Origin of the sequence: Arthrobacter sp. EPSL27 (assembly GCF_001512305.1) — a bacterium.
In the GTDB taxonomy this organism is placed as follows: domain Bacteria; phylum Actinomycetota; class Actinomycetes; order Actinomycetales; family Micrococcaceae; genus Arthrobacter.
The window spans coordinates 1,153,745-1,179,883 of sequence record NZ_LNUT01000004.1; the positions used below are offsets into that span (position 1 = coordinate 1,153,745).

General features: G+C 68.9%; 22 protein-coding genes. 15 read left to right on the forward strand and 7 right to left on the reverse strand.

Features of this window, described 5'->3' with window-relative positions:
* Positions 1–56 precede the first annotated feature (56 nt).
* Positions 57–1,160 (forward strand): ROK family glucokinase, encoded by a 1,104-nt coding sequence (locus tag AR539_RS09840; RefSeq protein WP_066435539.1) that lies wholly within the window; start codon positions 57–59, stop codon positions 1,158–1,160.
* 59 nt (positions 1,161–1,219) lie between these two features.
* On the opposite strand, the gene AR539_RS09845 is transcribed toward AR539_RS09840, so the two are convergent.
* Genes AR539_RS09845 through AR539_RS09855 form a run of 3 tightly spaced genes read right to left on the reverse strand, consistent with a single transcriptional unit; the run spans position 1,220 to position 3,481 of the window.
* Positions 1,220–1,882, reverse strand: a complete 663-nt coding sequence (locus AR539_RS09845) for a hypothetical protein (protein WP_066435542.1) — start codon at positions 1,880–1,882, stop codon at positions 1,220–1,222.
* Complete coding sequence (locus tag AR539_RS09850) at positions 1,875–2,678, reverse strand: alpha/beta hydrolase (protein ID WP_066435544.1); 804 nt, start codon at positions 2,676–2,678, stop codon at positions 1,875–1,877. Before AR539_RS09850 ends, AR539_RS09845 begins: the two co-directional genes overlap by 8 nt.
* Complete coding sequence (locus AR539_RS09855; RefSeq protein WP_066435546.1) at positions 2,675–3,481, reverse strand: alpha/beta hydrolase; 807 nt, start codon at positions 3,479–3,481, stop codon at positions 2,675–2,677. The genes AR539_RS09850 and AR539_RS09855 overlap by 4 nt, the downstream gene beginning before the upstream one ends.
* A 112-nt stretch (positions 3,482–3,593) precedes the next feature.
* Here AR539_RS09855 and AR539_RS09860 point away from each other — a divergent pair, with 112 nt between their 5' ends.
* Both AR539_RS09860 and AR539_RS09865 read left to right on the forward strand, forming a co-directional pair.
* Entirely contained in the window at positions 3,594–4,364 is a 771-nt protein-coding gene (locus tag AR539_RS09860) for a lysophospholipid acyltransferase family protein (protein ID WP_066435549.1), read from the forward strand.
* Positions 4,365–4,443: 79 nt separating this feature from the next.
* Positions 4,444–5,877 (forward strand): class II 3-deoxy-7-phosphoheptulonate synthase, encoded by a 1,434-nt coding sequence (locus tag AR539_RS09865; protein ID WP_442854398.1) that lies wholly within the window; start codon positions 4,444–4,446, stop codon positions 5,875–5,877.
* 124 nt (positions 5,878–6,001) lie between these two features.
* Here AR539_RS09865 and AR539_RS09870 read toward each other — a convergent pair whose 3' ends face one another.
* Positions 6,002–8,119: a Stk1 family PASTA domain-containing Ser/Thr kinase gene (locus AR539_RS09870; protein ID WP_066435553.1), complete on the reverse strand. Its 2,118-nt coding sequence runs from the start codon at positions 8,117–8,119 to the stop codon at positions 6,002–6,004.
* 110 nt (positions 8,120–8,229) lie between these two features.
* On the reverse strand, positions 8,230–9,594 hold the full coding sequence (locus AR539_RS09875; protein ID WP_066435555.1) for a lytic transglycosylase domain-containing protein: 1,365 nt from the start codon (positions 9,592–9,594) through the stop codon (positions 8,230–8,232).
* 330 nt (positions 9,595–9,924) lie between these two features.
* Between AR539_RS09875 and AR539_RS09880 the strand changes: the two genes are divergently transcribed.
* On the forward strand, positions 9,925–10,278 hold the full coding sequence (locus tag AR539_RS09880; protein WP_066435557.1) for an Rv2175c family DNA-binding protein: 354 nt from the start codon (positions 9,925–9,927) through the stop codon (positions 10,276–10,278).
* 110 nt (positions 10,279–10,388) lie between these two features.
* On the opposite strand, the gene AR539_RS09885 is transcribed toward AR539_RS09880, so the two are convergent.
* Positions 10,389–11,483 carry a polyprenyl synthetase family protein gene (locus AR539_RS09885; protein ID WP_066435559.1) on the reverse strand — a complete coding sequence of 365 codons (1,095 nt, stop codon included), beginning with the start codon at positions 11,481–11,483 and terminating at the stop codon, positions 10,389–10,391.
* Positions 11,480–12,010 (reverse strand): hypothetical protein, encoded by a 531-nt coding sequence (locus AR539_RS09890; RefSeq protein ID WP_066435562.1) that lies wholly within the window; start codon positions 12,008–12,010, stop codon positions 11,480–11,482. Before AR539_RS09890 ends, AR539_RS09885 begins: the two co-directional genes overlap by 4 nt.
* Before the next feature lie 74 nt (positions 12,011–12,084).
* Here AR539_RS09890 and dinB point away from each other — a divergent pair, with 74 nt between their 5' ends.
* From dinB to ftsW, 11 genes are all read left to right on the forward strand, one after another.
* Positions 12,085–13,347, forward strand: a complete 1,263-nt coding sequence (gene dinB / locus AR539_RS09895) for a DNA polymerase IV (RefSeq protein WP_442854399.1) — start codon at positions 12,085–12,087, stop codon at positions 13,345–13,347.
* Between the two features lie 277 nt (positions 13,348–13,624).
* Positions 13,625–13,999 carry a DUF3040 domain-containing protein gene (locus AR539_RS09900; protein WP_066435565.1) on the forward strand — a complete coding sequence of 125 codons (375 nt, stop codon included), beginning with the start codon at positions 13,625–13,627 and terminating at the stop codon, positions 13,997–13,999.
* Positions 14,000–14,462: 463 nt separating this feature from the next.
* Complete coding sequence (gene mraZ, locus AR539_RS09905; RefSeq protein ID WP_056431195.1) at positions 14,463–14,891, forward strand: division/cell wall cluster transcriptional repressor MraZ; 429 nt, start codon at positions 14,463–14,465, stop codon at positions 14,889–14,891.
* Positions 14,892–15,087: 196 nt separating this feature from the next.
* Complete coding sequence (rsmH, locus tag AR539_RS09910; protein WP_066435569.1) at positions 15,088–16,086, forward strand: 16S rRNA (cytosine(1402)-N(4))-methyltransferase RsmH; 999 nt, start codon at positions 15,088–15,090, stop codon at positions 16,084–16,086.
* The gene (locus AR539_RS09915) at positions 16,083–16,781 is read left to right on the forward strand and encodes a hypothetical protein (RefSeq protein WP_066435571.1); all 699 of its coding nucleotides are present in this window, start codon (positions 16,083–16,085) and stop codon (positions 16,779–16,781) included. The genes rsmH and AR539_RS09915 overlap by 4 nt, the downstream gene beginning before the upstream one ends.
* Before the next feature lie 42 nt (positions 16,782–16,823).
* Positions 16,824–18,620, forward strand: coding sequence for a peptidoglycan D,D-transpeptidase FtsI family protein (locus AR539_RS09920; RefSeq protein ID WP_066435575.1), 1,797 nt, complete (start codon positions 16,824–16,826; stop codon positions 18,618–18,620).
* A 135-nt stretch (positions 18,621–18,755) separates the two neighbouring features.
* Positions 18,756–20,414, forward strand: a complete 1,659-nt coding sequence (locus tag AR539_RS09925) for a UDP-N-acetylmuramoyl-L-alanyl-D-glutamate--2,6-diaminopimelate ligase (protein WP_066435578.1) — start codon at positions 18,756–18,758, stop codon at positions 20,412–20,414.
* Between the two features lie 6 nt (positions 20,415–20,420).
* The gene (locus AR539_RS09930) at positions 20,421–21,914 is read left to right on the forward strand and encodes a UDP-N-acetylmuramoyl-tripeptide--D-alanyl-D-alanine ligase (protein ID WP_066435586.1); all 1,494 of its coding nucleotides are present in this window, start codon (positions 20,421–20,423) and stop codon (positions 21,912–21,914) included.
* Positions 21,911–23,020: a phospho-N-acetylmuramoyl-pentapeptide-transferase gene (gene mraY, locus AR539_RS09935; RefSeq protein ID WP_066435588.1), complete on the forward strand. Its 1,110-nt coding sequence runs from the start codon at positions 21,911–21,913 to the stop codon at positions 23,018–23,020. The genes AR539_RS09930 and mraY overlap by 4 nt, the downstream gene beginning before the upstream one ends.
* Positions 23,002–24,603 carry a UDP-N-acetylmuramoyl-L-alanine--D-glutamate ligase gene (murD, locus tag AR539_RS09940; RefSeq protein ID WP_066435593.1) on the forward strand — a complete coding sequence of 534 codons (1,602 nt, stop codon included), beginning with the start codon at positions 23,002–23,004 and terminating at the stop codon, positions 24,601–24,603. The genes mraY and murD overlap by 19 nt, the downstream gene beginning before the upstream one ends.
* Positions 24,604–24,605: 2 nt before the next feature.
* Positions 24,606–26,135 (forward strand): putative lipid II flippase FtsW, encoded by a 1,530-nt coding sequence (ftsW, locus tag AR539_RS09945; protein ID WP_066435600.1) that lies wholly within the window; start codon positions 24,606–24,608, stop codon positions 26,133–26,135.
* Positions 26,136–26,139: the final 4 nt, after the last annotated feature.

Genomic DNA, 26,139 nt, shown 5'->3' on the forward strand with positions numbered 1-26,139 from the left:
CATTTTGGCAGCCCCGCGGCCGAGCCGGAGCGCTCCGGAGAATAAGATGGGGAACCATGCACACACCTATGCCCGGCCAGCAGCCCGGCCCGTACCGCAGGAGGGCCGCCTGGCGGCGCCGGGCACTTGGCGGAGGGGCCGCGGGAGCGGCCGGCGCACCGTCCGGGCAGGGGTTCCGCGAGCACCTGCGGCTGGGCCGGAAGGGCCTCGCCATCGGCGTCGACATCGGCGGCACCAAAGTGGCGGCCGGCGTGGTGGACGCGGAGGGCCGGATCCTGGCCCAGGCCCGGCGTTCCACCCCCGGCAACGACCCCCGCGCCGTGGAGCGTGTGATCGTCGAACTGGTCGAGGAACTCGGCGCAGGCCACCGGATCTGGTCCGTGGGCATCGGCGCGGCAGGCTGGATGGACCTCGACGGCGGCACGGTGCTGTTCAGCCCCCACCTGGCCTGGCGCAACGAACCCCTCCGGGACAACCTGCAGCGCCTGCTCCGCCGCCCGGTGCTGCTGACCAACGACGCCGACGCCGCCGCCTGGGCGGAATGGCGCTTCGGCGCCGGGCAGGGCCAGAACCGCCTGGTCTGCATCACCCTCGGCACCGGCATCGGCGGTGCCATGGTGATGGACGGGCGGCTGGAGCGCGGACGCTTTGGCGTGGCGGGAGAGTTTGGCCACCAGATCATCATGCCGGGCGGCCACCGGTGCGAGTGCGGCAACCGGGGCTGCTGGGAGCAGTACGCCTCCGGCAACGCGCTGGGACGCGAAGCCCGGGAACTCGCCGCCGCCAATTCCCCCGTGGCCCAGGAACTGCTCAAGGCGGTGGACGGCGACGTCGACCGCATCACGGGCGTGGTGGTCACCGAGCTGGCCAAGGCCGGCGACCCCACTTCGCGGGAGCTGCTCGAGGACGTCGGGGAATGGCTGGGGCTGGGCCTCGCCAACCTTGCCGCGGCGCTGGATCCGGGCAAGTTCGTCATCGGCGGAGGGCTCTGTGATGCCGGCGAACTCCTGGTCGGCCCGGCGCGGAAGGCGTTCGCCCGGAACCTCACCGGCCGCGGCTTCCGGCCGGCTGCGGAGATCGAGCTGGCGGCGCTGGGACCGAATGCCGGCCTCATTGGTGCCGCGGACCTGTCCCGGGTCACAAGCCGCATGCACAGCTAGCAGCCGGCTGGCCGGCTGCCGGGCCGGCTACCGGGCCAGCACCGCCTGGGCGGGAGGCGCTAGAGGCGTGCCCCGTCGTCGTATTCGTCCTTCTCGCCCGGCAGCTTCATGATGAGGAAAACCACGGACGCCGCGAAGGCGGCCACCATGCCGAGAATGGCCATCAGCGGGGCGGAACGCCAGAACATGGCGGACATGAGCAGGGCCACGGGACCGCCCACGGCCCCCAGCCAGGCCAGCACCGTCATCGGGTCGGCTCCGGCGAGGCTGGGCGGCTCCTCGGGCACAAAGTCGCCCGGGAGATGCAGATCATCGTCGTCCCCTGCCTCGGAGTCCCGGGGCCCGGAAACCCCCGGGCGGTCATCCCCGCCGGCTGCTCCGTCCGGGGCTCCCGCGCCGGCGCCCCCGCCGGCCAAAGCCTGGGCCTGCCGCTCCTTTGCGGACAGCTCCACCGGTGCCCCGCCGGACAGGCCCAGCGGGTCGAAGTCGCTGAACGGCCGGGGCGCCGCGGGAGCCTTGGCATCGGGGCCGGCTGCGGCAGGCAGCCCCGGTCCGCTCCCGCCGTCGCGGACTGCCGGAGTTCCGGAGCCGGTGTCCGGGACCTTGCCCTCCAGCCGCGCCACCAGGTCCAGCCAGACCGCGTCGTCCTGGTTGGCGCGCGGATCCGGGGAATCGGGGTCAGGGGAATCGGGATCAGGCGAAGCGGGGTCCGGTCTAGTCATCTGCCGTGTCCTTCTGGCTAGCGTGGGCGGCACCCGGATCTCCTCCCGCAACCAGCGACCGGATGAAGTCGGCCGAGCCGCGGAAGATTTCCGGCGCATCGTTGTCCATCGTAGCCACGTGGTAGCTGTTTTCCAGCCGGATCACCTCCAGCGGGGCGCGGGCCAGCCCGCGCCGCAGGGCCTCCATGCTGGTCTCGGAGACCACATGGTCCACCGTCGAACGGTAGACCCGCACCGGGGCCGAGATCCGGGGGAGCAGCCGGCGCGTGTCCTTGAACAGCTTGTTCAGCTCGTACGCCGCGGCGACCGGCGTCCGCGGGTAGGCGCCCTCGTCGATCCCCTCCTTAAGGATGTCGTTGGCGATCGCGGGGGTGCTCTTGAGCACGAACCGAAGGATCCCGGCCAGCGGTGCCCGGGGATCGTCGATAACGAGGCCGGGATTGACCAGCACGGCCCCGGCCACCGGGCGGGTGGCCGCAACCCGCAGCGCCAGCGCCCCGCCCATGGACAGCCCGGCCACGGCGACGTGATCGCATTCGCCGGCGAGCTCCACGTAGGCGGCGTCGATGGCAGCGGCCCAGTCCTGCCAGTGCGTGCGGGCCAGTTCCTGCCAGCTGGTGCCGTGCCCGGGCAGCAGCGGCATGCGCACGGCGAAGCCGGCGTCCGCCAGGGAGCGGGCCCAGTCCCGGACGCCGTGCGGGCTGCCCGTGAAGCCGTGCGACACCACGACGCCGGTCCGGGGGCCGGTCCCGGTGAACGGGCTGCTGAACGGGCTGTGGTCCGGCAAAGCGGTCATGGGGCCTCCGGGTCTCGGGTGGCGGGCTGGGCTGGGGCTGGTGCTGCTGCGTGGCTGAGGAAGAACCGGGCAGAGCGGTCGAAGATCAGGGGAGCGTCGACGTCGAGCGTGGCCACATGGCCGCTGTCCGGCAGCCCCACCACTTCCAGTTCCCGCGACCCCAGCCGCTGCCGCAACAGTTCCAGGGAGGTGGGCGGAACCACGACGTCGGACGCGGACTTGAAGACCAGCGCGGGGGCCGTGACATCGGGCAGCCCGCGCCGCGCCGCCCTGAAGAGGCGGCTCAGCTGGTGGACGGCCTCCAGCGGCGTGAGCGAGTAGTCGCCGTCGTTGGTGGTCACGGGCGCCGGGTTTGGTTCCTCGACCGGAACCGTGGTGCGCCGCACGTGTTTCAGCAGGCCGACGTAGCGCACCCGGCGGTCGTAGAAGCTCAGCCCCGGGTTCACGACGGCCACGCCGGCCACCGGGTGGCGGGCCGCGGCGCGCAGCGCGATGGCCCCGCCCATGGAGAGCCCCGCCACGAAGCAGCTCCGGGTTCCCGCGGCGAGGTCCAGATAGGCGTCCTCGAAGGCCGTGTACCAGTCGCGCCAGCCGTGCCGGGCCAGGTCGCGCCAGTCCGTGCCGTGCCCGGGAAGCAGCGGGACGGATACGGCGAAGCCCTGCCTGGCCAGGTGTTCGGCCCACGGAAGCACGCTGTGGGGGCTGCCGGTGAAGCCGTGGCAGATGGCCACGCCGATGCCCGCATTCCCGCCGTGGCCGGGATAACTGAACGCTGCGGGCGCCAGGGGAGTGCTTGCGGTCATGAGCCCATCGTGTCACTGTTCCGGACAAAACTCACTAGAGTAGGGTGTCATTTGAAGTCCTGGCCGGGTCCCCTGCAGGGCAGGCCAGACGCCTTCGGGAGAGGTTCACCACGTGTTTTATTGGTTCATGAAGACGTTCGTTCTCGGACCGGTGCTGAAGACGCTTTTCAGGCCCTGGGTCAAGGGACTGGACAACGTCCCCGCCGAGGGCGCCGCCATCCTGGCCTCCAACCACCTCTCGTTCTCCGATTCCATCTTTATGCCGCTGATGGTGCCCCGCCCCGTGGTGTTCCTCGCCAAGTCGGAGTACTTCACCGGCACGGGCATCAAGGGCCGGCTGACCGCAACGTTCTTCCGGCTCACCAACCAGCTGCCGATGGACCGCTCCGGCGGGGCGGCGTCCGCCCTCTCGCTCAACGCCGGCATGGACGTCCTTAAAAACGGTTCCCTCCTGGGCATTTACCCGGAGGGCACCCGCAGCCCGGATTCGCGCCTGTACCGGGGCAAGGTCGGGGTGGCTCGGCTGGCGCTGCAGGCCCGCGTGCCCGTGATCCCCGTGGCCATGATCGGCACCGACAAGGTCCAGCCGATCGGCAAGCGGATGCCCAACATCCGCCGGATCGGAATGATCTTCGGCGAGCCGCTCGACTTCAGCCGGTACTACGGCATGGAGGATGACCGCCTCATCCAGCGCTCCGTGACGGACGAGATCATGTACGAACTGATGCGGCTCTCCGGCCAGGAATACGTCGACGAGTACGCCGCCGTCGTCAAGCTCCGCCTCGCCGGGAAAGCCACCGAGGTTCCCGGCGACGGAGCGGCAGGCTCCGGCGCGCCGGACGGCGGCGCGGCGAATGGCGGCGCGGCACCAAACAGTGCCTAGGCCGGGCGTGTGACGGTCCCGGTCCGGTCAATGACGGCCGGGGGCCGACGTTCGACGCCGGGGCAACTATCCTTAGAGGGTGACTGAGCTATCTGCGCCTTCGGCCTTCCCCCTGAACAGTTCCCTGAGCGGCTCGCCCTTTGCGGGTTCCGCGCTGACCAGCACCGCCCAGAGCGGTGCGGCGAACTATCCGGGACTGGATCACTGGCGGGAGCTGCCCGCCTCCCAGCAGCCGGACTGGTCCGACAAGGCCGTCTTCGAGGCGTCCGTCAAGGAACTCTCCGTCCTCCCGCCGCTGGTGTTTGCCGGCGAGGTGGACATCCTGCGCGAACGGCTTGCCGCCGCCGCGCAGGGGAAGGCCTTCCTGCTCCAGGGCGGGGACTGCGCGGAAACCTTCGAAGCCGCCACGGCGGACAAGATCAGCGCCCGCGTCCGGACCATCCTGCAGATGGCCGTGGTGCTCACCTACGGTGCCGCCATGCCGGTCATCAAGATGGGACGCATGGCCGGGCAGTTCGCCAAGCCGCGTTCCTCCAACTTTGAGACCCGCGAAGACGTCACGCTGCCGGCCTACCGGGGTGACATCGTCAACGGCTACGACTTCACGCCGGAGTCCCGCGCCCACGATGCCAGCCGGATGCTCAAGGCCTACCACACCTCCGCCTCCACCCTGAACCTGATCCGCGCGTTCACGCAGGGCGGTTTCGCCGACCTGCGGCTGGTGCACCAGTGGAACAAGGGCTTCACCGAAAACCCGGCCCACGCGCGCTACGAATCCCTGGCCCGCGACATCGACCGCGCCATCAAGTTCATGGCCTCCTGCGGTGCTGACTTCGAGGCGCTCAAGCGGGTGGAGTTCTACGCGAGCCACGAGGCGCTGCTGCTGGACTACGAACGCGCGCTGACCCGCATCGACTCCCGCACCGGGTTCCCCTACGACACCTCCGCGCACTTCCTCTGGATCGGTGAGCGCACGCGCGAACTGGACCACGCGCACGTCGACTTCCTCTCCCGGGTGCGCAACCCCATCGGCGTGAAGCTGGGGCCGGGCACCAGCGGCGACGACGCGCTGCGCCTGATCGACAAGCTGGACCCGGACCGCGAACCGGGACGCCTGACGTTCATCTCCCGGATGGGCGCCGGCAACATCCGCGAGAAGCTGCCCCCGATCGTGGAGCGCGTCACCGCCTCCGGCGCCCAGGTGCTCTGGGTGACCGACCCCATGCACGGCAACACGGTCACCTCACCCAACGGGTACAAGACCAGGAACTTCGACGACGTCATCGACGAGGTGCGCGGGTTCTTCGAGGTCCACCACACGCTGGGGACGGTTCCCGGCGGCCTGCACGTCGAGATGACCGGCGACGACGTCGCCGAGTGCCTTGGCGGCGCGGACCCCGTGGACCAGGAAGCATTCCTGGACCGCTACGAATCGGTCTGCGACCCGCGCCTGAACCACATGCAGTCCCTGGAGATGGCGTTCCTGGTGGCCGGCGCCCTGGCCAAGCGCTAAGGACAGGTCCAAACCCAAACACGCTCCGCCCGGCTGGTTCCAGCCGGGCGGAGCGTGTTTAAGGGGTGCAGCCGGTACGGTGCGGTCTGTCCGCTCAGGTCCATCCTGGTCCGGGTGGACCTGGTCAGACCACCGTCAGGGTGATGACGGAGCCCTCCGGGACCTGCTTGTTCACCGGGTCCTGGTACCGGACCGTGCCGAAGAACCCGCCCAGGATCTCCTCGACCTGGACCTCAAAACCGAGGTCCTCCAGTGCCTTGCGGGCCTCGTCCACCTGCTTTCCGACAAAGCTCGGCACGTCAACCAGCCTGGGCCCCTTGGAGATGGTCAGCGTCACCGCCCCGCCCCGGGTCAGGTTCCCGGAGGCCGGATCCTGCGCCACCACGCCGCCCTTGGCCACTTTGCGGTCAAAGACGGTTTCCGGCGAGATCACGGCCTTGAGCCCGGCAGCTTCGATGGCTTTGACCGCTGCCCCCTGCTCCTGGCCGCGCACGTCCGGCACCGGAATCGGCTGCGGACCCTTGGACACGGTGAGGTCCACGGGGGTGCCGTGCCGCACCGGGTTGCCGCTGCGGGGCGCCTGGGCCAGCACCGTGCCGGCCGGCGCGGTCTCGTCGTAGGTCTCGGCGATGTTCCCCAGCGCCATCCCGGCGCCGTTGAGCGAGTTTTTGGCCTCGTCCAGCGACTTCCCGGTGAGCTCGGGCAGCGGGAACAGCTCGGGGCCCTTGGAGACGGCGAGGGACACGGGCTGGAATTTCCGGATCACCTCGCCGGCGGCAGGCTCCGAGGCCACCACCAGCCCGGCGGCAACGTCGTCGTCGAAGACGTCCTTGGTGGTGGACTGGAACCCCGCCGCGCGGAGCAGCTGCTGGGCCTCGGCTACGGTCTTGTTCGCCAGCTCGGGAATGGTGCCCGGGGAGCCCGGCCCCATGCCGAAGAACCAGCCGGCGCCGCCGGCCAGCAGCGCGGCGATCACCAGCACCAGGATCCAGAGCAGTCCGCGGCGCCGCGGGTTGCCCTCGCGCAGGCTCCGGACGGGCGTGGCCGCGGCACGCTGCCGGGCTTTTTCCTCGTCCCGGTCGTACTTGCGCTGCGCCCTCTTGCTGGCCGGAGCGGCGGGTTCCTCAGCGTCGTCGTAGCGGGCCGGGTAGGGTGCCTCCTCCGGAGCGGACAGCGGACCGTAGCCCGGATGCCGCGGGGCCGCGGACATGACGGTGGTGGGGTTGCTGCCGCGGGCGATGAATTCCGTCGCCTGCTGCCGTCCGCCGATCACCTCGGTGGCGCCGGCCTCGGGACGGGATTCGGGGGTGCCGCCGGGGCGCCGGGCCGGCGGGGCGGGCGCGGGAGGCGGGGGGAGTACCGGACGGGCCGCCGGGGGCTGCAGATCCAGTTCGTCGTCGCTGAGGTTGCGCCGGATGTGCCGGAGCTCGGAGAGCAGGGCGTTCCCGTCGACGAGGCGCTTGTCCGGGTCGTTGGCGGTGCACCACTGCACCAGCTCGTCGATCTCCCCGGCCAGTCCGGGGACCAGTTCCGAGGGGGCGCCGACAGCCGAGTTGACGTGCTGGTAGGCCACCTGGATCGGGACCTCGCCGTCGAACGGCTGCCGGCCGGTGATCATCTCGTACAGCATGATTCCCACCGAATAGATGTCGCTGCGGGCGTCGGCCTGCTTGCCCAGCACGAGTTCGGGGGAGAGGTACGCGACGGTGCCGATCAGGGCGCCGGTGCTGGTGGACGTGGAAATGGCCCGGGCCAGCCCGAAGTCACCGAGCTTGATCCGGCCGTCGTCGGCAATCAGGACGTTCTCCGGCTTGATGTCCCGGTGGATGAGGCCGGCGTCGTGGGCGGCTCCCAGCCCTTCGACCACCGGGTCGATCAGCGCCAGCGCCAGCCGCGGCGGCAGTGCGCCCTTGTCTTTGAGGACGTCGCGCAGGGTGTGGCCCTTGATGTATTCCATCACCAGGTACGCCACCCGGTCGTCCTCGCCCTGGTCCAGGACGCCGACGACGTGCGGGTGCGACAGGCGGGCGGCGGCCTTCGCCTCGCGGCCCAGCCGGTCGAGGAACTGGGGGTCGCCGGCCATGTGGGGGTGGAGCACTTTGAGGGCCACATCGCGCTCGAGCCGGCGGTCGGTGGCGACATAGACAGTGGACATCCCGCCGCTGGCGAGCCTGGACTGGATGAGGTACCGGCCATCCACCAGGGTGCCGACGAGGGGGTCCGACGAGTATTCCTGCACTATACGATCCTAATCGCTGCACGGAAACGGGTCCGAACCAGCGTGTGATCCGGACCCGTATTGTTATCCGCCGGGGCGTGGGCAGGGCGGACGGGGCCGCCGCGGCCTGGCTGTTAGCCGAAGTTCTTCTGGTGCGCCTTGATGGACGCGACGTAGGCCTTGGTGTCGTCGTACATGCCGTACTTGCTGACCGAGTACTGGCCCTGGTAGTAGCCGGCGATCGCGGTGTCGAGGTCCGGGCTGGTGCGGATCAGCTGGCGGATGATGGCGACGCCGGCCGTGGCGTTGTCATAGGGGTCCAGGAGGTTCAGCCGGCGGCCCACCAGGTCCGAGGCCCACTCGCCCGAGGACGGGATGACCTGCATGGTGCCGATCGCGTTCGCGGGGGAGACCGAGCGGTGGTTGAAGCTGGACTCCTGGAAGGCGAAAGCCATGGCCAGCGAGGGATCAACGCCCATGCGGCGGGCGGTGTCCGCCACGATCGACTTCATTTCCTCGCGGCTGGGCACCGGTGCGGCGTTCAGCAGGGCCTTGTTCTGGTTGGCGGAACTGACCACGGCGTCCGGGTAGGTGAAGCCGAGGAAGCTGTTGGGGACCAGCGGCGTCACGGGAGCAGCCGGCGGGGTGGAAGCCGGTGCCACGGATCCTCCGGCCAGGGCGAGCTTCTGGCCGGGGTAGATGATGCTGCTCATGGTCAGGCCGTTGGCCGAGAGGACGTCGGCGAGCTTGACGCCGTTCCTGGCGGCAATGCCGGAGAGCGTGTCGCCGGACTTGATGGTGTAGGAACCCGCCGGGGCAGAAGCGGTGGGTGCTGCCGGAGCTGGAGCCGGAGCCGCCGGTGCGGACGGTGCCGGGGCGGGGGTGCCGCCGCCGATCTTGATCTGCTGGCCGGGGTAGATGATGGAGCTCATGGAGAGCCCGTTCCAGCTGAAGACCTCGGAGAGCTTGACGCCGTGGCGGTCGGCAATCGCGCCGAGGGTGTCACCGGATTTTACGGTGTACACCGCGCCGGCGGCAGCAGCAGCGGGTGCTTCCGGGGCTGCCGGAGCGGGCGAGGGTGCTTCTCCGCCGAGCCTGATCTTCTGGCCGGGGTAGATGATGGTGTTCGCCTGCAGTCCGTTCAGGGCGAGGACCTGGCGCGTGTCCAGTCCGAACCGGCCGGCAATGGCGCTGATGGTGTCGCCGCGGGCAATCGTGTATTCCGCCGGAGCGGCGACCTGTGCGGGGCGGAACGCAGAAGGAACCGTTGCCGGGACAGAGCCGGAGGGGATGAGCGCCGGGGCCAGCCCCGTGGCAGCCTGGGCCTGGGCCTGCATGGCGGCGGCCAGCGTGGCGGGCAGGGCGCGGGGCGCTTCGGCCGAGGCCGGCTCCGCGATCGCCAGGGAGGAAAGCACGACGGCGGGGAGGGCTGCCGTCGTGGCCGCAAGCATCGGCAGGCTGGGCCTGGGGTTGGGCTTCGGCGAACGGAACGTCGTCATGGGGAAGATCCTCTTCTCAGCGGCGGACGCTGCGGGGCTGGCCTGGGGTCATGCTGTTACTCAAGTTGTTGCTGTTACTACTGTGAACAGTGTGATTAAAGTTATCACTGTTACAAATGTGATCTATGAGAATCTCTCACGAATTGCCTGCCAGCACAAGAAGTTTGTGATGTGCCGGGCAGGCCAGCGTTCCGGGAACAATGTTCCGGAAGCAATACAGAGTGCCGGCAGGGATTTCGACCCGCAGTCCCGGGGAGGCGGGGGACGAGTCCTGCCGGAGGGGTGCCGTCAAACTAGGCGCAAAGCCCGCCGGCATGGCAATCTTGATCCGTGAGCAATGTAGAAAGCCTGGTGGGCGAATGGCTGCCCCTTCCCGATGTCGCACAACTCCTGGACGTTCCGATTACCAAGGTCCACGCGCTCCTTGACGAACGCGCGTTGGCTGCCTTGCGGGTGGGTGAACGCCGTATCCGCTGCGTTCCTGCGGAATTCATTCAGGACGGCCATGCCGTTGAAAGCCTGAAGGGCACAGTTGTGGTCCTCGCCGACGCCGGCTATTCCGACGAAGAACTGATTACCTGGCTGTTTACCGCGGATGAATCCCTCCGCGGCCGGCCCATTGATGCCCTGCGGGAAGGCCGGAAAACGGAAATCCGCCGTCGCGCCCAGTCCCTGGCCTGGTAGGCGCCGCGGAGTTCCCGCCGCCCGTTATAAACGCACAGCAGGCCCTGTCCCTCGTTTATGAGGTACAGGGCCTGCTGTGTTTTCGCTGCTGTGTTTTCGCTGGCGGCAGGTTAGGCCGCGCGGCTGACCGTCGCCTCGGCCAGCTTCCGGAGCGCCGTCTTGGGCAGTTCATCCAGCGGCAGGAGGTCCAGGGCCGCATAGGCTGCCCGCCCGAACTCCTCGATCAGGGCTTCGGTGGCCTGCAAGGCCCCGCAATCCATGATGATGCGCCGGATTTCGTCCACATCGGCGTCATCCAGCTCGGGGCTGCCCAGTTTCGCGTCGATGAAGGCCGACTCGGCCGGGCTGGCCAGGTCAAGGGCAAAGGCGATCAGGACCGTGCGCTTGCCTTCGCGGAGATCATCCCCGGCCGGCTTGCCCGTGGTCACCGGATCGCCGAAGACGCCCAGTACATCGTCGCGGAGCTGGAAGGCCTCGCCGAGGGGGAGTGCAAAGGCCGAATAGCCCCGCAGCAGCTCGTCGTGGGCGCCGGCCAGGGCGCCGCCCAGCGCCAGCGGGTGTTCCGTGGAGTACTTGGCGGACTTGAACCGGATGATGGACTGGGCCCGGCTGACGGCTCCCGCCCGGTCGCGCCGGGGGCCGGCAACTTCCTCCAGGATGTCCAGGTACTGGCCTGCCATGACCTCGGCCCGCATGAGGTTGAAGATCAGCCGTGCCCGGCTCCCCGACGCGGCACTGGCCCCGATCTCGGTGAAGGACTCCTCGCTGAACGACAGGCACAGGTCGCCGGTCAGGATGGCCGCGGCGTGGCCGAACCGTTCACTGTCGAGGGCCCACCCCTGCGTTTCGTGCAGTTCACTGAAGCGCCGGTGCACACTGGGGCCGCCCCGGCGCGTGTCGGAGCGGTCAATGATGTCGTCGTGGATCAGGGCGGCGGCCTGGAAGAGCTCCAGGGCCGAACCTGCTGTCACCACCTCGCTGGCTCCGGCTTCACCGCCGGCGCCCCTCCAGCCCCAGTAGCACATCAGCGCCCGCAGGCGCTTTCCGCCGGTGACCAGGTTGGAGATGGACCCCATCAGCGGATCGATATCCGGGGAGATCGAGGACATCACCGCCTGGCGGGTGGTCAGGAAGTCGGTGAGCTTGCCGGCGACGTCGGCAACGAAGGCCGCCTGCTCAAGGCGCAGCTGCTCCGCGAGGGTCACTTGACGGACTCGGGGGCGACATTCGCGCCGATGGTGAACGTGGATACACCCGCGGTCTCCAACACCGAGATGTTGACCGTTTCACTGTCGCCGCGGAGGAAATCCTTCGAGGGCACGGTGCCCACTGTCTCGCCGGGAACGGCCTTGAAGCCCTGCGCCTCAAGTTCCTTGGTGTAGAAGGCCAGCACGTCGGCGGACGGAGCGGAGATGCTGCCCACCAGCGCCACGGTGGCGGGCGCCGTGGTCTTGTCGAAGCTGCTGGAGACCACTTTCGCCCCGGGCATGACCGGCAGGAGCGCCTCCGGGAATCCGGGGACCATCGCACCGACGGTGGCCGACGTGCCGGGTTCGGCGGAGGGGCTGGCCGGTGCTGTCGTGGAGGGCTGCGCCGGGGAAGGAACGGCAGCCGTCGAGGAGGCCGAGGCAGTGGCCCCGGGCGTGCCGGGTGTGCACGCGGCCAAGGCAAACAGCGTGCCCGCCGCCATAACCGCTGCCGCAGCACGTTTGTGCTGTCCAAATACCTTCACAGGGACATTCCTCCTGGTGTTGACGCCGGATGCAGCCTCCAGTTTAGTCAGTCCCGGGGCATAGGATTGAAGTCGTGGGGCCGGACCAGGATAAACAGCAGCGGGAGCACGCTCCCCGGAGCGCAGCGGAGCGGCTCAGCGAAGCGCAGGTGAGCGACCTTCGGCGGAGCAGCATCTTGCACGTCGACATGGATGCCTTCTTTGTCTCCGTCGAACTGCGCAGCCGCCCCGAACTCGTGGGAAAGCCCGTCATTGTGGGCTACCCGGCCGACCGCTCCGTGGTGTTGTCCGCCTCCTACGAGGCCCGCCGCTTTGGCGTCCGGTCCGCCATGCCCATGGCAGTGGCCATGCGGATGTGCCCCTCGGCAGTGGTCATTGAGCCCCGGCACAAGCTGTACTACGAGGTGTCCGGGCAGATCATGGAGATCTTCGGCGCCACCACCGATCTCGTGGAGCCCCTCAGTGTGGATGAGGCCTTCCTCGACGTCGGGGGAGCGATCCGCCGGCTGGGGCCTCCCCGGGTCATCGGCGAACTCATCCGCACCCAGGTCCGCAGCGAACTGGGCATCACGGCGTCCGTGGGCATCGCCGCCAGCAAGTTCGTGGCGAAGATCGCCTCCACCCGTTGCAAACCGAACGGGCTGCTGCTCATCAGCCCGGAGGAGACGGTCCCGTACCTGCACAGCCTTCCGGTCAGTGCCCTGTGGGGCGTCGGCGCCAAAACAGTGGAGGTCCTGGCCCGGATGGGCATCCGCACCGTCGCGGACGTTGCGGCGTCCCCGCTGCCGTCCCTCCGGAAGGTCCTCGGTGCGTCCGGAGAGCACGTCTACCGCCTGTCGTGGGGGATTGATCCGCGCCCGGTGACGCCCGTCCGGCTCGAAAAGAGCATCGGCGCGGAGGAGACTTTCGCCGTGGACACGGCGGACGAGGCATTGCTGCACCGGGAACTGCTGCGGCTCTCGCACCGGACGGCGTCGCGGCTCCGGAGCGCCGGGATGCACGCCCGCACGGTCGCCCTCAAGCTCCGCTACGCAGACTTCTCCACCGTCACCCGCAGCCGCACGGTCAGCACCCCGATCGACAGCGCCCAGTTGCTCTACGCGGTCGCCGTCCAGCTGCTGGAGTCATTGGGCAGCCGGCCCATGACGGTCCGGCTCGTCGGCATCCGGGCCGAGCAGCTCGAGGAGGCGGCCCAGGCGCCCCTCCAGCTGAGCCTGGACCGCCGCGACGACAACTGGCGCGCCGCCGAGCAGGCACTCGACCAGGTGACCCGGAAATTCGGCACTAAATCAGTGCTGCCTGCCCGGCTTCTGGACCCTGGAAACACGGCGGGCTGACTCCGGCCCGCACGCCGCCGCGCGGGCGGAGTCAAGGGGACGTTAGGCATCTTTCAGAACAGGGCGCAACAAACTATCCTTATTTATACGTAAGTTTGGAACGACCGGATCGAGCGTTCGGACTCATGCAGGACCAGCTGATCACCCCGAAAGGGGCCGTGGAAAACCCGCTTCGACCAATGGCGGCGAACGGGAACCACGCGGGAATCCCACACGTTGTGGGTTTAGGGACACTGGCCGCGTCAGTCTGGACGTTGGCCGACTTAAGGAGGTCGTGATGCCGCTCTCGGAGCACGAACAGAAGTTGCTGGAGCAACTTGAGAAGCAGCTGCATGAGGACGATCCCAAGTTCGCCAGCTCGATGGGTTCGGACGCGGGACGCTCATGGTCAACCCGGCATTTGGTGATCGGCGTCCTGACCACCCTCGCCGGCATCGTCCTCCTGCTTTTGGGCGTGACGATCCAGAACATCTTTGTCGGGGTGCTGGGCTTCGTCGTGATGGGGGCGGGTGTCTATTACGCCACCATGAGGGGCTCCGCCGCCGGGAAAGCCAAAAGCGCAGGCTCCTCGAGGAAGCCGGGCAAACCCAGGAGCTCGTTCATGAGCAATCTGGAAGAACGCTGGGACGAACGGCACCGCGGCGAACCCTGACATGGGGCGGGGGACGCCCGTTCCCCGTTTGGCCAGCCCTGTTCTGTCAGCCCCGTTCGTTCATCCGAGTTCGTACACCGGCGTTGGTTGACCCGCGTTAGTTGATCCGCGATCCTCCATTCCCCACCACCGGGACGCACCAGGTGGCACAAAAGACCCGCTCCGGCGGGTCTTTTGCCGTTAAGCGGCCGATCTGAGACCGGTGCCGGCCAATCCGCCGCCGAATACCGGCCAATCTGCCCCCGGCGCCGCGCCGGGTCCTCCCCGCACCCTCCACTTCGCACCACCGCGCCCGTTTCCCAGCCACGCCAAGGATCCGCGCGGTTCGAAGTGGCACAAATAGACGCGGAAACGCTCGGCGTGTCGTTGACTGTGGAGGGATGTGGAGTAATGTGGAGGACGTAAGAGGGTAGTGGCAGCACAGGGGACGTTGGGCTTCCTACGAACAGACGGGCGGTGGGCCGTGTTTCTCGGCACACATTCGCCGCGTCTGGACGAAAAAGGTCGAATCATCCTTCCCGCCAAGTTCCGCGAGGAGCTTGCTGGCGGACTGGTTCTCACAAGGGGCCAGGAACGCTGCATCTACGTCTTCAGTGAGGCGGAATTCGGCCGTGTTCACGAGCAAATGCGGGAGGCTCCCATCTCCAACAAACAGGCTCGTGACTACATCCGCGTCTTCCTCTCTGGAGCCTCCGACGAGGTACCTGACAAGCAGGGGCGCGTGACGATTCCGCCGGCGCTCCGGGAGTACGCAGGGCTCGGCCGGGAACTCGCCGTCATCGGTGCAGGAACCCGCGCGGAGATCTGGGACGCCCAGGCCTGGAATGAATACCTCGCCGAAAAGGAGACGGCCTTCTCGGAGACCGACGACGCCATACCGGGGATTCTCTGAAGCCCCGTCCGCACCACGCAGCACCGCACGATTCTTGACCGAGATCTCCAGCCGCCCATCCGGTTGTTGTCCTGGCTCACTTCCCCGGAGCCAGGCCGGCGACGGATAGGCGCGGATGGGGATCTGGATCAAGAAGCGGGCATCCCCGCCGGCAACGGCACTCCAGGACCCAGCCGGACAACGAGAGGACGCAGGCATGACTGACCCTGACCAGGCAAAGCCCACGTCCGAACGGCATGTACCGGTCCTCAGGGACCGGTGCATCAATTTGTTGGCCCCCGGATTCGAAGCGGCCCGCAGCCGCGGCGAGACCCCCGTCGTCATCGACGCCACCCTGGGCATGGGCGGCCACTCCGAGGCAATGCTGCAGCGCTTCCCGGACCTCCACCTGATCGGCATTGACCGCGACGAGGAAGCCCTTGCCCTTGCGGGGGAGCGGCTCAAGCCGTTCGAAGCGCGGACCGACCTGGTGCACGCCGTCTACGACGAGATTCCCGAGGTCCTGGAAGACCTCGGCTTCGCTGAGGTCCACGGGGTCCTGATGGATCTCGGCGTCTCCTCGTTGCAGCTGGATGAACGGGAACGCGGCTTCGCGTACTCCTTCGACGCGCCGCTGGACATGCGCATGGACACGAGCCGCGGCCAGACAGCCGCCGACGTCGTCAACACCTACAGCGAAGAGGACCTGGTCCGGATCATCCGGAAGTGGGGCGAGGAAAAGTTCGCCGGGCGCATCGCCAACCGGATCGTCGCCGCCCGCGCCGAGAAGCCGTTCACCACAACCGGGGAACTGGTGGAACAAATCCGCAGTGTGGTTCCCGCCGGCGCCGCGAAGTCCGGCGGGCATCCCGCCAAGCGGACGTTCCAGGCCCTCCGGATCGAGGTCAACGAGGAACTCGACGTCCTGGAACGCGCCATCCCCGCCGCCATCAACGCCATCGCCGTCGGCGGGCGCGTGGTGGTGATGTCCTACCACTCACTTGAAGACAAGATCGTAAAGGGCTTCTTCCAGGCCGGGTCCAAGTCCTCCGCCCCTCTGGGCTTCCCGGTGGAGCTCGAGGAGCACAAGGCCGAACTGAAAACCCTGACGAAGGGCACGGAAGTGCCCACCGCCGCCGAAATCGCCGAGAACCCACGCGCAGCTTCCGCCAGGCTCCGCGCAGTGGAACGCATCAAAGCCAGGAGGGCCGCATGAGCACCGCTGCTGTCAGCAGTTTCCCCATTGCCACCGGGGCGACCGCCCATGCCCTGCCCGGGGTCGCCCCCGGCACGGGTCCCTCCCGGAAAGCGCGGACTCCGCTCTCGCTGGTCCAGTCAGCCCCGCGGAAGCGGCGCGCCCCGTTCGTTGTGCTGTGCTTCGGCATGCTCGCCGTCGCACTCATGGCGGTGCTGGTCCTGAACATCTCGGTCTCCACCGCGCAGTACCAGCTGGTGCAGCTGCGGGCCGAGCAGTCCACCCTGACGAAGCAGAACCAGGACCTCACCCAGCAGGTGCAGAACTTCGACGCCCCGCAGAACCTGGCGGCGAAAGCCACGGAGCTTGGAATGGTCACGTCCACCACCAAGGGCCAGATCGACCTGTCCACCCTCACCGTGACCGGCAAGGCCAAGCCGGCGGTCAAGGGTGACGCCCCGGGCGCCATCATCGCCGCCCCGGCTGTTGCCGGGCAGCTCACCGTCGTTCCGCCGGCCACGGTCAACGAGCCGCTCGCCAACCGCAAGCCGGCCAACCCCGACGCAGCCGCAGCACCGGCAGCTGCTGCCGCCGCTGAACCCGCCGCCGCAGCACCGGCGGAGGCCGAGCCCGCCCCGGCCGCGCCCGCGGCACCCGCCGTCGAACTCCACGGCGGCTCCGTCCCGGCCCCCGCGCAAAAAGTCCCGGGACAGTAAGCAAGGACGGACCACCAGCCAGGCAAGCAGCAAGGAAACATCGTGGCGCAGAACACCGGCAAGGCACGCAAGGCGAAAGAGCCGAACGCGACCCGGCGTCTGCGCCTCGGCCTTGGACTCATGCTGACGCTGCTGCTCGTCGTCGGCGGGAAGCTGTTCCTGGTCCAGGGCCTCGACGTCGGCGGGATGGCCGAGGCCGCCCTGCAGAACAGGCTCACCCCGATTGAACTGCCGGCGGAACGCGGCAGCATCCTCGACGCCAACGGCGCGGTGCTGGCCAGCAGCGTCATCCGCTACAACGTGGTGGTCGACCAGCGGGTCAACACCAAGACCGACACGTTCCGCCGTTTCGATGAGAGCACGGAGGAACTGGTCAAGGTCACCCGGGACCAGGGCATCTCCGAACTCGCCCCGCTGCTTGGCATGGATACGGCCGCGGTCAAGAAGGCCCTCACCGGGGACAAGCCGTACTACATCGTGGCGAAGGACCTGAAGCCCGACGTCGAGGACCGCATCTCCAAACTGCAGATTCCGGGGATCGTCACGGTGGGCACCAGCAAGCGGGTGTACCCCAACGGCTCGGTGGCCGGCGGGATCGTCGGGTTCCTGGTCGACGGCACCACCGGCCAGGCCGGGCTGGAGCAGACCCAGGACGAGATCCTCAAAGGGACCCCGGGCAAGCGGCTGTTTGAAATCGGGGCTGACGGCCTCCGCATCCCGGTCGGAGTGGACCAGCTGACCCCGGCTGTCAACGGCAAGGACATCAAGCTCACCCTGAACTCCGATCTCCAGTACTTCGCCCAGCAGGCCATCCAGAGCCAGCGGGACAAACTCAGCGCCGAGTGGGGCGTGGTGATCGTCCAGGACATCAAGACCGGCGACATCGTCGCCATGGCGGACACCAACTCTCCGGACCCCAACGATCCCGGCAAGTCCGATGCGAAGGACCGCGGCGTGCGCGCCGTGACCGCAGCCTACGAGCCCGGCTCCGTGGAGAAGATGATCACGGCGGCGGCCCTGATCGAGGAAGGCAAGTCGCACCCGCTGGAGAAGTTCACCATCCCGTCCTCCTACACGGTGGACGGGCAGACGTTCAACGACGCCTTCGCGCACGGGACGGAGGACCGCACCCTGGCCGGCATCCTCGGCTGGTCGATGAACACCGGCACCGTGATGGCCGGCCAGCGGCTCACCAAGGAGCAGCGCTACAACTGGCTGCGGAAGTTCGGCATCGGAGAGGCGCCCGACGTCGGCCTCCCGGCCCAGGCCAAGGGCATTCTCACCCCCTATGAGCAATGGGACGGCCGGCAGGAGTACACCGTGCTGTTCGGCCAGGGCGTCTCGCAGTCCACCCTCCAGACCGTCCGGGCCTTCCAAAGCATCGGCAACAACGGCGTGATGCTCCAGCCCCGGCTGATCGACAGCTACCTCAACCCGGACGGCACGGAGGAGAAGGTCCCGGCGAAGGAGCCCCGCGAGATCGTTTCCCCGGAAACCGCCCGCCAGGTCCGGGACATCCTGGAGAGCGCCGTCACCGAAGGCCAGATCAAGGAAGCCGGACTCGACGGCTACCGGGTGGGGGCGAAGACCGGCACGTCACAGTCGCCCTGCGACGACGGCACTGCCGGGTTCTGCGGCTTCACCGCCTCCATGGTGGGGATGGCGCCGATGGACGATCCGCGGTTTATTGTTGAAGTGGTCCTGCAACGGCCTAAAGGCGATATCTATGGCATCTCGAACGGGCCGGTTTTCCGGTCGGTGATGAGCCAGGCGCTGCGGACGTACAACGTTCCGCCGTCCACCGGTGAGCCCGTCCGGCTGCCGCAGTACGCCAAGTAGCACCAGCGCCAGAACCAGCACCACCCAGTACCAGCCCGTCCACCACGAAACCTGTACCCGGAAGCTGAGCCTGCCGGCCGGAGCAATCCTCCGCGCGCGGCGCCAGATCCACCAGCACCACCAACGGAGATCCACGTGTCAGATCAGAATGCCCCCGGCGGTCCAGCCGCGCCGTCCGGGACCGGGTCCACCCCGGGCTTCCGGCCTGCTGCTGTCGAGGCCGTGCCGCTTCCAACCATCGGCGAGTCGATCGGCGTCGTGGTGCCCGGGGCCTCCGGTTCCGTGAGCGTCACCGGCATCTCCCTCAACTCCCGCACCGTTGAGGCCGGGGACCTGTACGTCGCCCTGCCCGGCGCGACCCGCCATGGCGCGGACTTTGTCCCGCAGGCTGTGGAGGCCGGCGCGGCCGCTGTGCTGACCGACGAGGCCGGGGCACGCCTGCTGGCGTTCTCCCATGACATCGCGGTGCCGGTCCTGGTGGCCGAGGAACCCCGGGCCCTGGTGGGCGGGCTGTCCGCGCTGATCTACCGGAGCCGGCCCCAGGACGCACCGGCGCCCGCCCTGTACGGCGTGACCGGAACCAACGGCAAGACCACCACCACCTACTTCATCAACTCCCTGCTGCAGGCCCTGGGGCAGACGACGGGCCTGATCGGCACCATCGAGATCCTGGCCGGCGGTGCGCCGATCCCGAGCCTGCTCACCACGCCGGAGTCGACGGACGTCCACGCCCTGCTGGCCCTGATGCGTGAACGCGGCCTCGACGCGGCGTCCATGGAGGTCTCCTCGCACGCCATCTCGTTCCACCGGGTGGACGGGGTCGAGTTCGACGTCGCCGGCTTCACCAACCTGACACAAGACCACCTGGACCTGCACGGCAGCATGGACGAGTACTTCCAGACCAAGGCGCAGCTCTTTACCCCCGGACGGGCCCGCCGGGCCGTTGTGACGGTCGACGACGACTGGGGCGTCAGGCTCGCCGGCACCGCCGGCATCCCGGTCACGACGCTGGCCACCCACAGCACCGGCGGGACGGACGGGGCGGCTGCAGCGGCCGACTGGACCGTCACCGGCACGGCCGCACGCGGGCTCGGCACGGACTTCACCCTCCGCCACCGCGACGGCACCGAACTCCGCGCCCACACCGGGCTGCCCGGAAGCTTCAACGTGGCCAACGCGGCGCTGGCCACCGTTATGGTCCTCGCGGCCGGCCACGATCCGGCCGCCGTCCAGGCGGCCCTCGACGCGCGGGACCCGTTCACGGTCGCCGTCCCGGGCCGCATGCAGCTCGTGGCCACCGCCCCGGCCGCCGTGGTGGACTTCGCCCACAACCCGGACGCATTGGCACGGGCCCTCGAAGCGGTCCGGTCGCCGGAGGCCGGGTCCCGGGTGATCATTGTCTTTGGCGCCACCGGGCAGCGGGACCAGCTCAAGCGGCCCGCGATGGGCGCTATCGCCGCCCGCCTCGCGGACACCGTCATCGTCAGCGACGACGACCCGCACGACGAGGACGCCGCGGCCATCCGCGCGGACGTCATGGCCGGCGCGGTTGAAGCCCGGGAGCGTGAGCACCTGGCCTGCACCATCCTCGAGGTGTTCCCGCGCGACGCGGCCATCCGGAAGGCCGTGGAACTCGCCGGCCCGGCAGACACCATCCTGGTCGCGGGCCGGGGGCACGAAGTATGGCAAGAGGTCAAGGGCGTCAACCTCGCCCTCGACGACAGGGTGGAGCTCCGCTCTGCCTTGACAGCTCGGGGATTCACCGTTCTCGAAGACCAGCGGATAGAGTCCTAAACCGACATGATTGCATTTACCGCGGCGGAAATCGCCGATATAACCAACGGCCGGCTGGCCGCCGAACCGGGCATCATCCCCGGTTCCGTGGTGACCGACTCCCGGGAAGCGACCCCGGGATCCCTCTACGTCGCCAAGCCGGGGGAGACGGCCGACGGCCACGACTTCGTCGCCGCAGCGTTCGACCGCGGAGCCGTGCTGGCACTTGTCGAACACGACGTCGCCGACGCCGCGGGGCGCAACTACCCCGCCGTCGTCGTCCAGGACTCCGTCCTGGCGATGGGCGCCCTCGCCGCCGAAACGGTCCGGCGCATCCGCGCGGCCCGCGACGCCGCCGGCCAGCCGTTGACGGTGATCGGCATCACCGGGTCCGCCGGCAAGACCACCACCAAGGACCTGCTGGCCGGGATCCTCGCGGCGGAGGGCCCGACGGTCTCGCCGCAGGGGTCCTACAACGGCGAGGTCGGCGTGCCGCTGACCGTCTTCAAGGCCGGCACCGACACCCGCTACCTCGTCATCGAGATGGGCGCCACGGGCGTGGGACACATCAGCTACCTCGCGGACATGGTCCGGCCGGACATTGGCGTAGTCCTGTGCGTCGGCACGGCGCACGCCGGCGAATTCGGCGGCGTCGAGAACATCGCCCTGGCCAAGGGCGAACTCGTCGAGGCGCTCCCGGCCACCGGCACCGCCGTCCTCAACCTCGACGACGCCCGGGTCGCCACCATGGCCGGGCGCACCCGCGCCACCGTACTCGGCTGCACGGCCCGGGCCGCGGTGGACGGGACAGCACAGGACGGAACAGCACAGCTGGTCCGCGCTGAAAACGTCGGGCTGACCCCCGGCGGGAACCCCGAATTCGACCTTTTCCTGCCCGGCGACCCCGCCGGGCACCACGTCTCAGCCAAGCTGATCGGCGCCCACCACGTCACCAACCTGCTGGCAGCGGCGGGTGCGGCCCATGCCGCCGGCGTCCCGGCGGACCGCATCGCCGGGTCCCTCAGCACCCAGGCGGCGGCCAGCCGCTGGCGGATGGAACGCACCGAGCGGGCCGACGGCGTCACCATCATCAACGACGCGTACAACGCCAACCCGGAGTCCATGCGCGCCGCGCTGCGCACCCTCGCCGACCTCGGCAGGGGCCGCCGGACCTGGGCCGTGCTGGGCGCCATGCTCGAACTGGGCGAGGACTCCATCCGCGAACACATGGCGGTCGGCACCCAGGTGGTCCGGCTCAACATCTCCCGGCTGGTCGTTGTGGGCAGGGAGGCGCGTTCGCTCTACGTCTCCGCCGTCAACGAGGGGTCCTGGGGCAACGAATGCGTTTTCGCCGAGACCGTCGAGGAAGCCTATGACCTGCTGCAGGCAGAGCTGGAGCCCGGGGACCTGGTGCTTTTCAAGTCCTCCAACGGCATCGGCCTGCGCCATCTGGGCGATCGGATAGCATTACCCCCACAGGCCCCCGGCCGGACCGCCTCTGAAGGGAGTGCGCTGCTGTGATTGCACTGCTGATGGGCGCGGGCCTTGCCCTGCTGTTCGCCTTCCTGGGCACCCCGCTCTTCATCCGTTTCCTGGTCCGGAAGGGCTACGGCCAGTTCATCCGGGACGACGGACCCACCACGCACCACACCAAGCGCGGCACCCCCACCATGGGTGGCACCGTCGTCGTCCTGGCAGTGCTCGCGAGCTACGGCATCACGCACCTGGTCATGTGGATGATCAATCCGTCCTCGCCGGGCCCGTCCGCCTCGGCCCTGCTGCTGCTGTTCCTGATGGTCGGCATGGGCCTTGTCGGCTTCCTGGATGACTTCATCAAGATCTCCCGGCAGCGCAGCCTCGGCCTGAACGCCAAGGCCAAGCTGATCCTGCAGGCCGCGGTGGGCATCATCTTCGCGGTCCTTGCCCTGCAGTTCCCGGACGAGAACCAGGTGACGCCCGCCTCCTACCAGATTTCCCTGGTCCGCGACATCCCGTGGCTGAACCTGGCCTTCGCCGGCACCCTGCTGGGCGCCATCCTCTTTGTGCTGTGGTCGAACCTGATCATCACCGCCGCCACCAACGGCGTGAACCTCACGGACGGCCTCGACGGCCTCGCCGCGGGCGCCTCGATCATGGTCTTCGGCGCCTACACGCTGATGGGCATCTGGCAGTCCAACCAGTCCTGCGGTTCGCCGCGGCAGGCCGGCGCCGGCTGCTACACCGTCCGTGACCCGCTGGACCTGGCCCTGCTCGCCGCCATCCTCAGCGCGGCGCTGGTGGGCTTCCTGTGGTGGAACACGTCCCCGGCCAAGATCTTCATGGGCGACACCGGATCCCTCGCCATCGGCGGCGCCGTCGCCGGCTTCGCGATCCTGTCCCGGACCGAGCTGCTGCTGGCCTTCATCGGCGGCCTCTTCGTCCTGATCACCCTCTCGGTGATCATCCAGGTCGGCTACTTCAAGCTCACCAAGGGCAAGCGCTTCTTCAAGATGGCCCCGCTCCAGCACCACTTTGAGCTCAAGGGCTGGGCCGAGGTCACGGTGGTGGTCCGCTTCTGGATCCTCTGCGGCCTGTTCGTCGCCGCCGGACTGGGCATCTTCTACGCCGAATGGGTGGTACTGCTGTGACTGGTCCGATTCCCGCACCCCTCACCACCTCACCCCGGCTCCGCGACCTGACCACCTGGGACTCAGACTGGGCCGGGCTCCGCGTGGTGGTCACCGGCATCGGGGTCTCCGGCTTCGCCGCCGCGGACACCCTGATCGAACTCGGCGCCCGGGTGGTCGTCGTGGACGCCGCCACGGGTTCCAGGGCGCAGGCCCAGGCCGACACCCTGCGGATCGTCGGCGCCGCCGACGTGCTGCTGGGCGAGGACGCCGTGGAAACCGTTCCCAAGGTCGACGGCGGCAAGCCTGACCTGATCGTCACGTCCCCGGGCTGGCGTCCGGACCAGTCCCTGCTGGCCGCCGCGGCCCGCGCCCACATCCCCATCTGGGGCGATGTGGAACTGGCCTGGCGGGTCCGGCAGCGGGCGGGCCGCAAGACCGCCGACTGGCTCACCATCACCGGGACCAACGGAAAAACCACGACTGTAGGGCTGACCGAATCGATGCTGCAGGCGGCGGGGCTCAAAGCCATCGCAGTCGGCAACGTCGGCACCCCGATCCTGGACGCCCTGCGGGACCCGGTGGACTACGACGTCTTCGCCGTCGAGCTCTCCAGCTTCCAGCTGCACTGGAGCGACTCCGTCTCCCCGGTGGCAAGCGTCTGCCTCAACGTCGCCGAGGATCATGTCGACTGGCACGGCTCCTACGCGTCGTACCTCGCGGACAAGGCCAAGGTCTACGAACGCACCCAGAAGGCCTGCATCTACAACGCAGAGCAGATCGAAACCGAACGCATGGTCGAGGAAGCCGACGTCGTCGAAGGCTGCCGCGCGGTGGCCTTCACCACGGTCACGCCCGCCGTCAGCATGCTCGGGGTTGTGGAGGGCCTCCTGGTGGACCGCGCCTTCATCGCCGAGCGCAAGGACAGCGCCGCCGAACTGGCGTCCATTTCGGACCTCGGCCCGGTGGCTCCGCGCCACATGGTGGCCAACGCCCTGGCCGCGGCAGCCCTGGTCCGGGCCTACGGCGTCGAGCCCGCCGACGTCCGCAAAGGCCTCCTGAACTACCTGCCGGGGGACCACCGCATCCAGCTGGTCGCCAGGCACAACGACATCCTCTGGGTCAACGACTCCAAAGCCACCAACCCGCATGCGGCCGCAGCGTCCCTCTCCGCCTTCGAGAACGTCGTGTGGATCGCCGGCGGGCTGTCCAAGGGCGTGAACTACGACGCGCTGGTCCAGGACCACGCGAAGCGGCTCAAGGCCGTGGTGCTGATCGGCACGGACTCCGGGGACCTGCGGGCCGCGCTGCAGCGACACGCGCCCGATGTCCCCGTGATCGGGGAGGGGAAAGGCGAAACTGGAGGGGTACAGACTGCCGGGACGGCCGACGCCGGCGCAGGACCCTCGCCGATTTTCGGTGAGACTGTGATGGCCCAGGCCGTTGCTGCGGCGGCGCAGCTCGCCGCGTCCGGGGACACTGTGCTCCTGGCCCCGGCGGCTGCATCCATGGACCAGTTCTCTTCCTACGCTCACCGTGGCGACGCCTTCATCGAAGCGGTCCGCGAGCTCGTGGAAGGGCAGGCTTCGACCAGCAAGGAGTAACGATGGTCAGCACGCCCACACGTACCGCCGCGGGCACGCGCGCCGCGCCGGGGTCGTCGACGCGTTCAGGCGCAACGCCTCCCGCGAAACCGGCACCCCCGGCAGCGCGGGGCCCGCAGGCCGCCGGCCGGAAGGTCCGGGGCTGGTACCAGGGCTTCTGGTCCGCCCTCGAGGGGACGGGCAAGTCCCGCAACGGCTCCACCTACTACCTCATCCTGGGCTCCACCCTTGCCCTGACGGCGATCGGCATCATGATGGTGCTCTCCGCGTCCAGCGTCGAGGCCATCGCCGCCGGGGAATCGCCCTACTCGGCCGCCCTGAAACAGGGGATGTTCGCCGGGATCGGCGTCTTCGGCATGTTCCTGCTCTCCCGGGTCAACGTGGTGTGGCTCAAGCGCGGCGCGTGGGTGGCGATCCTTGCCGCGTTCGTCCTGCTGGTGCTGGTGCTGCTGGTCGGCCGCAGCGCCCTCGGAAACCAGAACTGGATCGACGTCGGGCCCTTCACGTTCCAGCCGTCCGAGGCGGCGAAGCTCGCCCTTGCCCTGTGGATGGCCACAGTCCTTGACCGGAAGGCCAGGCTGCTGTCCAACACCTGGCACGCCCTGGTTCCCGTGGTGCTCCCGGGCGCCGCCGGCGTGATCGGGCTCATCCTGATGGGCAACGACCTCGGCACCGCCATGATCGTCATGATGATCACGGCGGCCGCCCTGTTCTTCGCCGGCGTGCGGCTGTACCTGTTCGGGATCGCCGGCATCGTCCTCGCGGCGGGCACGGCCGTCCTGGCCATCACCAGCCCCAACCGCGTCTGCCGCATCCTGTCCTGGACCGGCCAGACCTGTGCCGACGGCTCCGACGTCAACTACCAGTCCACCAACGGCCTGTACGGCCTGGCCTCGGGCGGATGGTTCGGCGTGGGGCTGGGCCAGAGCCGGCAGAAATACAGCTGGATCCCGGAAGCCCACAACGACTTCATCTTCGCCATCATCGGCGAGGAGCTCGGGCTCGTCGGCACGTTCGTGGTGCTGGTGCTCTTCGCCATCCTGGGCACCGCCATCTACCGCGTGGTGGTGGCCCAGAAGGACATGTTCCACCGCGTCCTGGCCGGCACCATCATGGTGTGGCTGCTGGGCCAGGCCACCGTCAACATGGCAGTGGTCACCGGCCTGGCACCCGTGGTGGGCATCCCGCTGCCGTTCATTTCCTACGGCGGCTCCGCCCTGCTGATGTCCCTGTGCGCGATCGGTGTGGTCCTGTCCCTGGCGCGGGCCCAGATGGCGCCCGGCCTCCAGCCGAAGCGGCTGTTCAGGTTCGGCCCGGCCGGGCTGGCGGCATCCCTGCGGAAGCGGAACCGGGCCCGCGCCGCGGCAGGGAGCGCCGGCACGACAGCCGGCAGCAAGACCACCAGGCCGCCAGCCGGTAAAGCAGGAACCGGCGAGCCAGCCCCCAAAACACCGGCCTCCGGAACACCGGCACCCCGCAAGCCCGGAACCAGAACACCCGCCCCCAGCAATCCCGCACGAAAGCGCAGATAGCCCC

What these genes read in the sequence shown, in the direction of transcription:
- AR539_RS09840 (WP_066435539.1), top strand. Translation starts at nt 57, where the DNA reads ATGCACACACCTATGCCCGGCCAGCAGCCCGGCCCGTACCGCAGGAGG.
- AR539_RS09845 (WP_066435542.1), bottom strand. Translation starts at nt 1,882, where the DNA reads ATGACTAGACCGGACCCCGCTTCGCCTGATCCCGATTCCCCTGACCCC.
- AR539_RS09850 (WP_066435544.1), bottom strand. Translation starts at nt 2,678, where the DNA reads ATGACCGCTTTGCCGGACCACAGCCCGTTCAGCAGCCCGTTCACCGGG.
- AR539_RS09855 (WP_066435546.1), bottom strand. Translation starts at nt 3,481, where the DNA reads ATGACCGCAAGCACTCCCCTGGCGCCCGCAGCGTTCAGTTATCCCGGC.
- AR539_RS09875 (WP_066435555.1), bottom strand. Translation starts at nt 9,594, where the DNA reads ATGACGACGTTCCGTTCGCCGAAGCCCAACCCCAGGCCCAGCCTGCCG.
- AR539_RS09900 (WP_066435565.1), top strand. Translation starts at nt 13,625, where the DNA reads ATGCCGCTCTCGGAGCACGAACAGAAGTTGCTGGAGCAACTTGAGAAG.
- rsmH (WP_066435569.1), top strand. Translation starts at nt 15,088, where the DNA reads ATGACTGACCCTGACCAGGCAAAGCCCACGTCCGAACGGCATGTACCG.
- AR539_RS09915 (WP_066435571.1), top strand. Translation starts at nt 16,083, where the DNA reads ATGAGCACCGCTGCTGTCAGCAGTTTCCCCATTGCCACCGGGGCGACC.
- AR539_RS09930 (WP_066435586.1), top strand. Translation starts at nt 20,421, where the DNA reads ATGATTGCATTTACCGCGGCGGAAATCGCCGATATAACCAACGGCCGG.
- murD (WP_066435593.1), top strand. Translation starts at nt 23,002, where the DNA reads ATGGGTGGTACTGCTGTGACTGGTCCGATTCCCGCACCCCTCACCACC.
- ftsW (WP_066435600.1), top strand. Translation starts at nt 24,606, where the DNA reads ATGGTCAGCACGCCCACACGTACCGCCGCGGGCACGCGCGCCGCGCCG.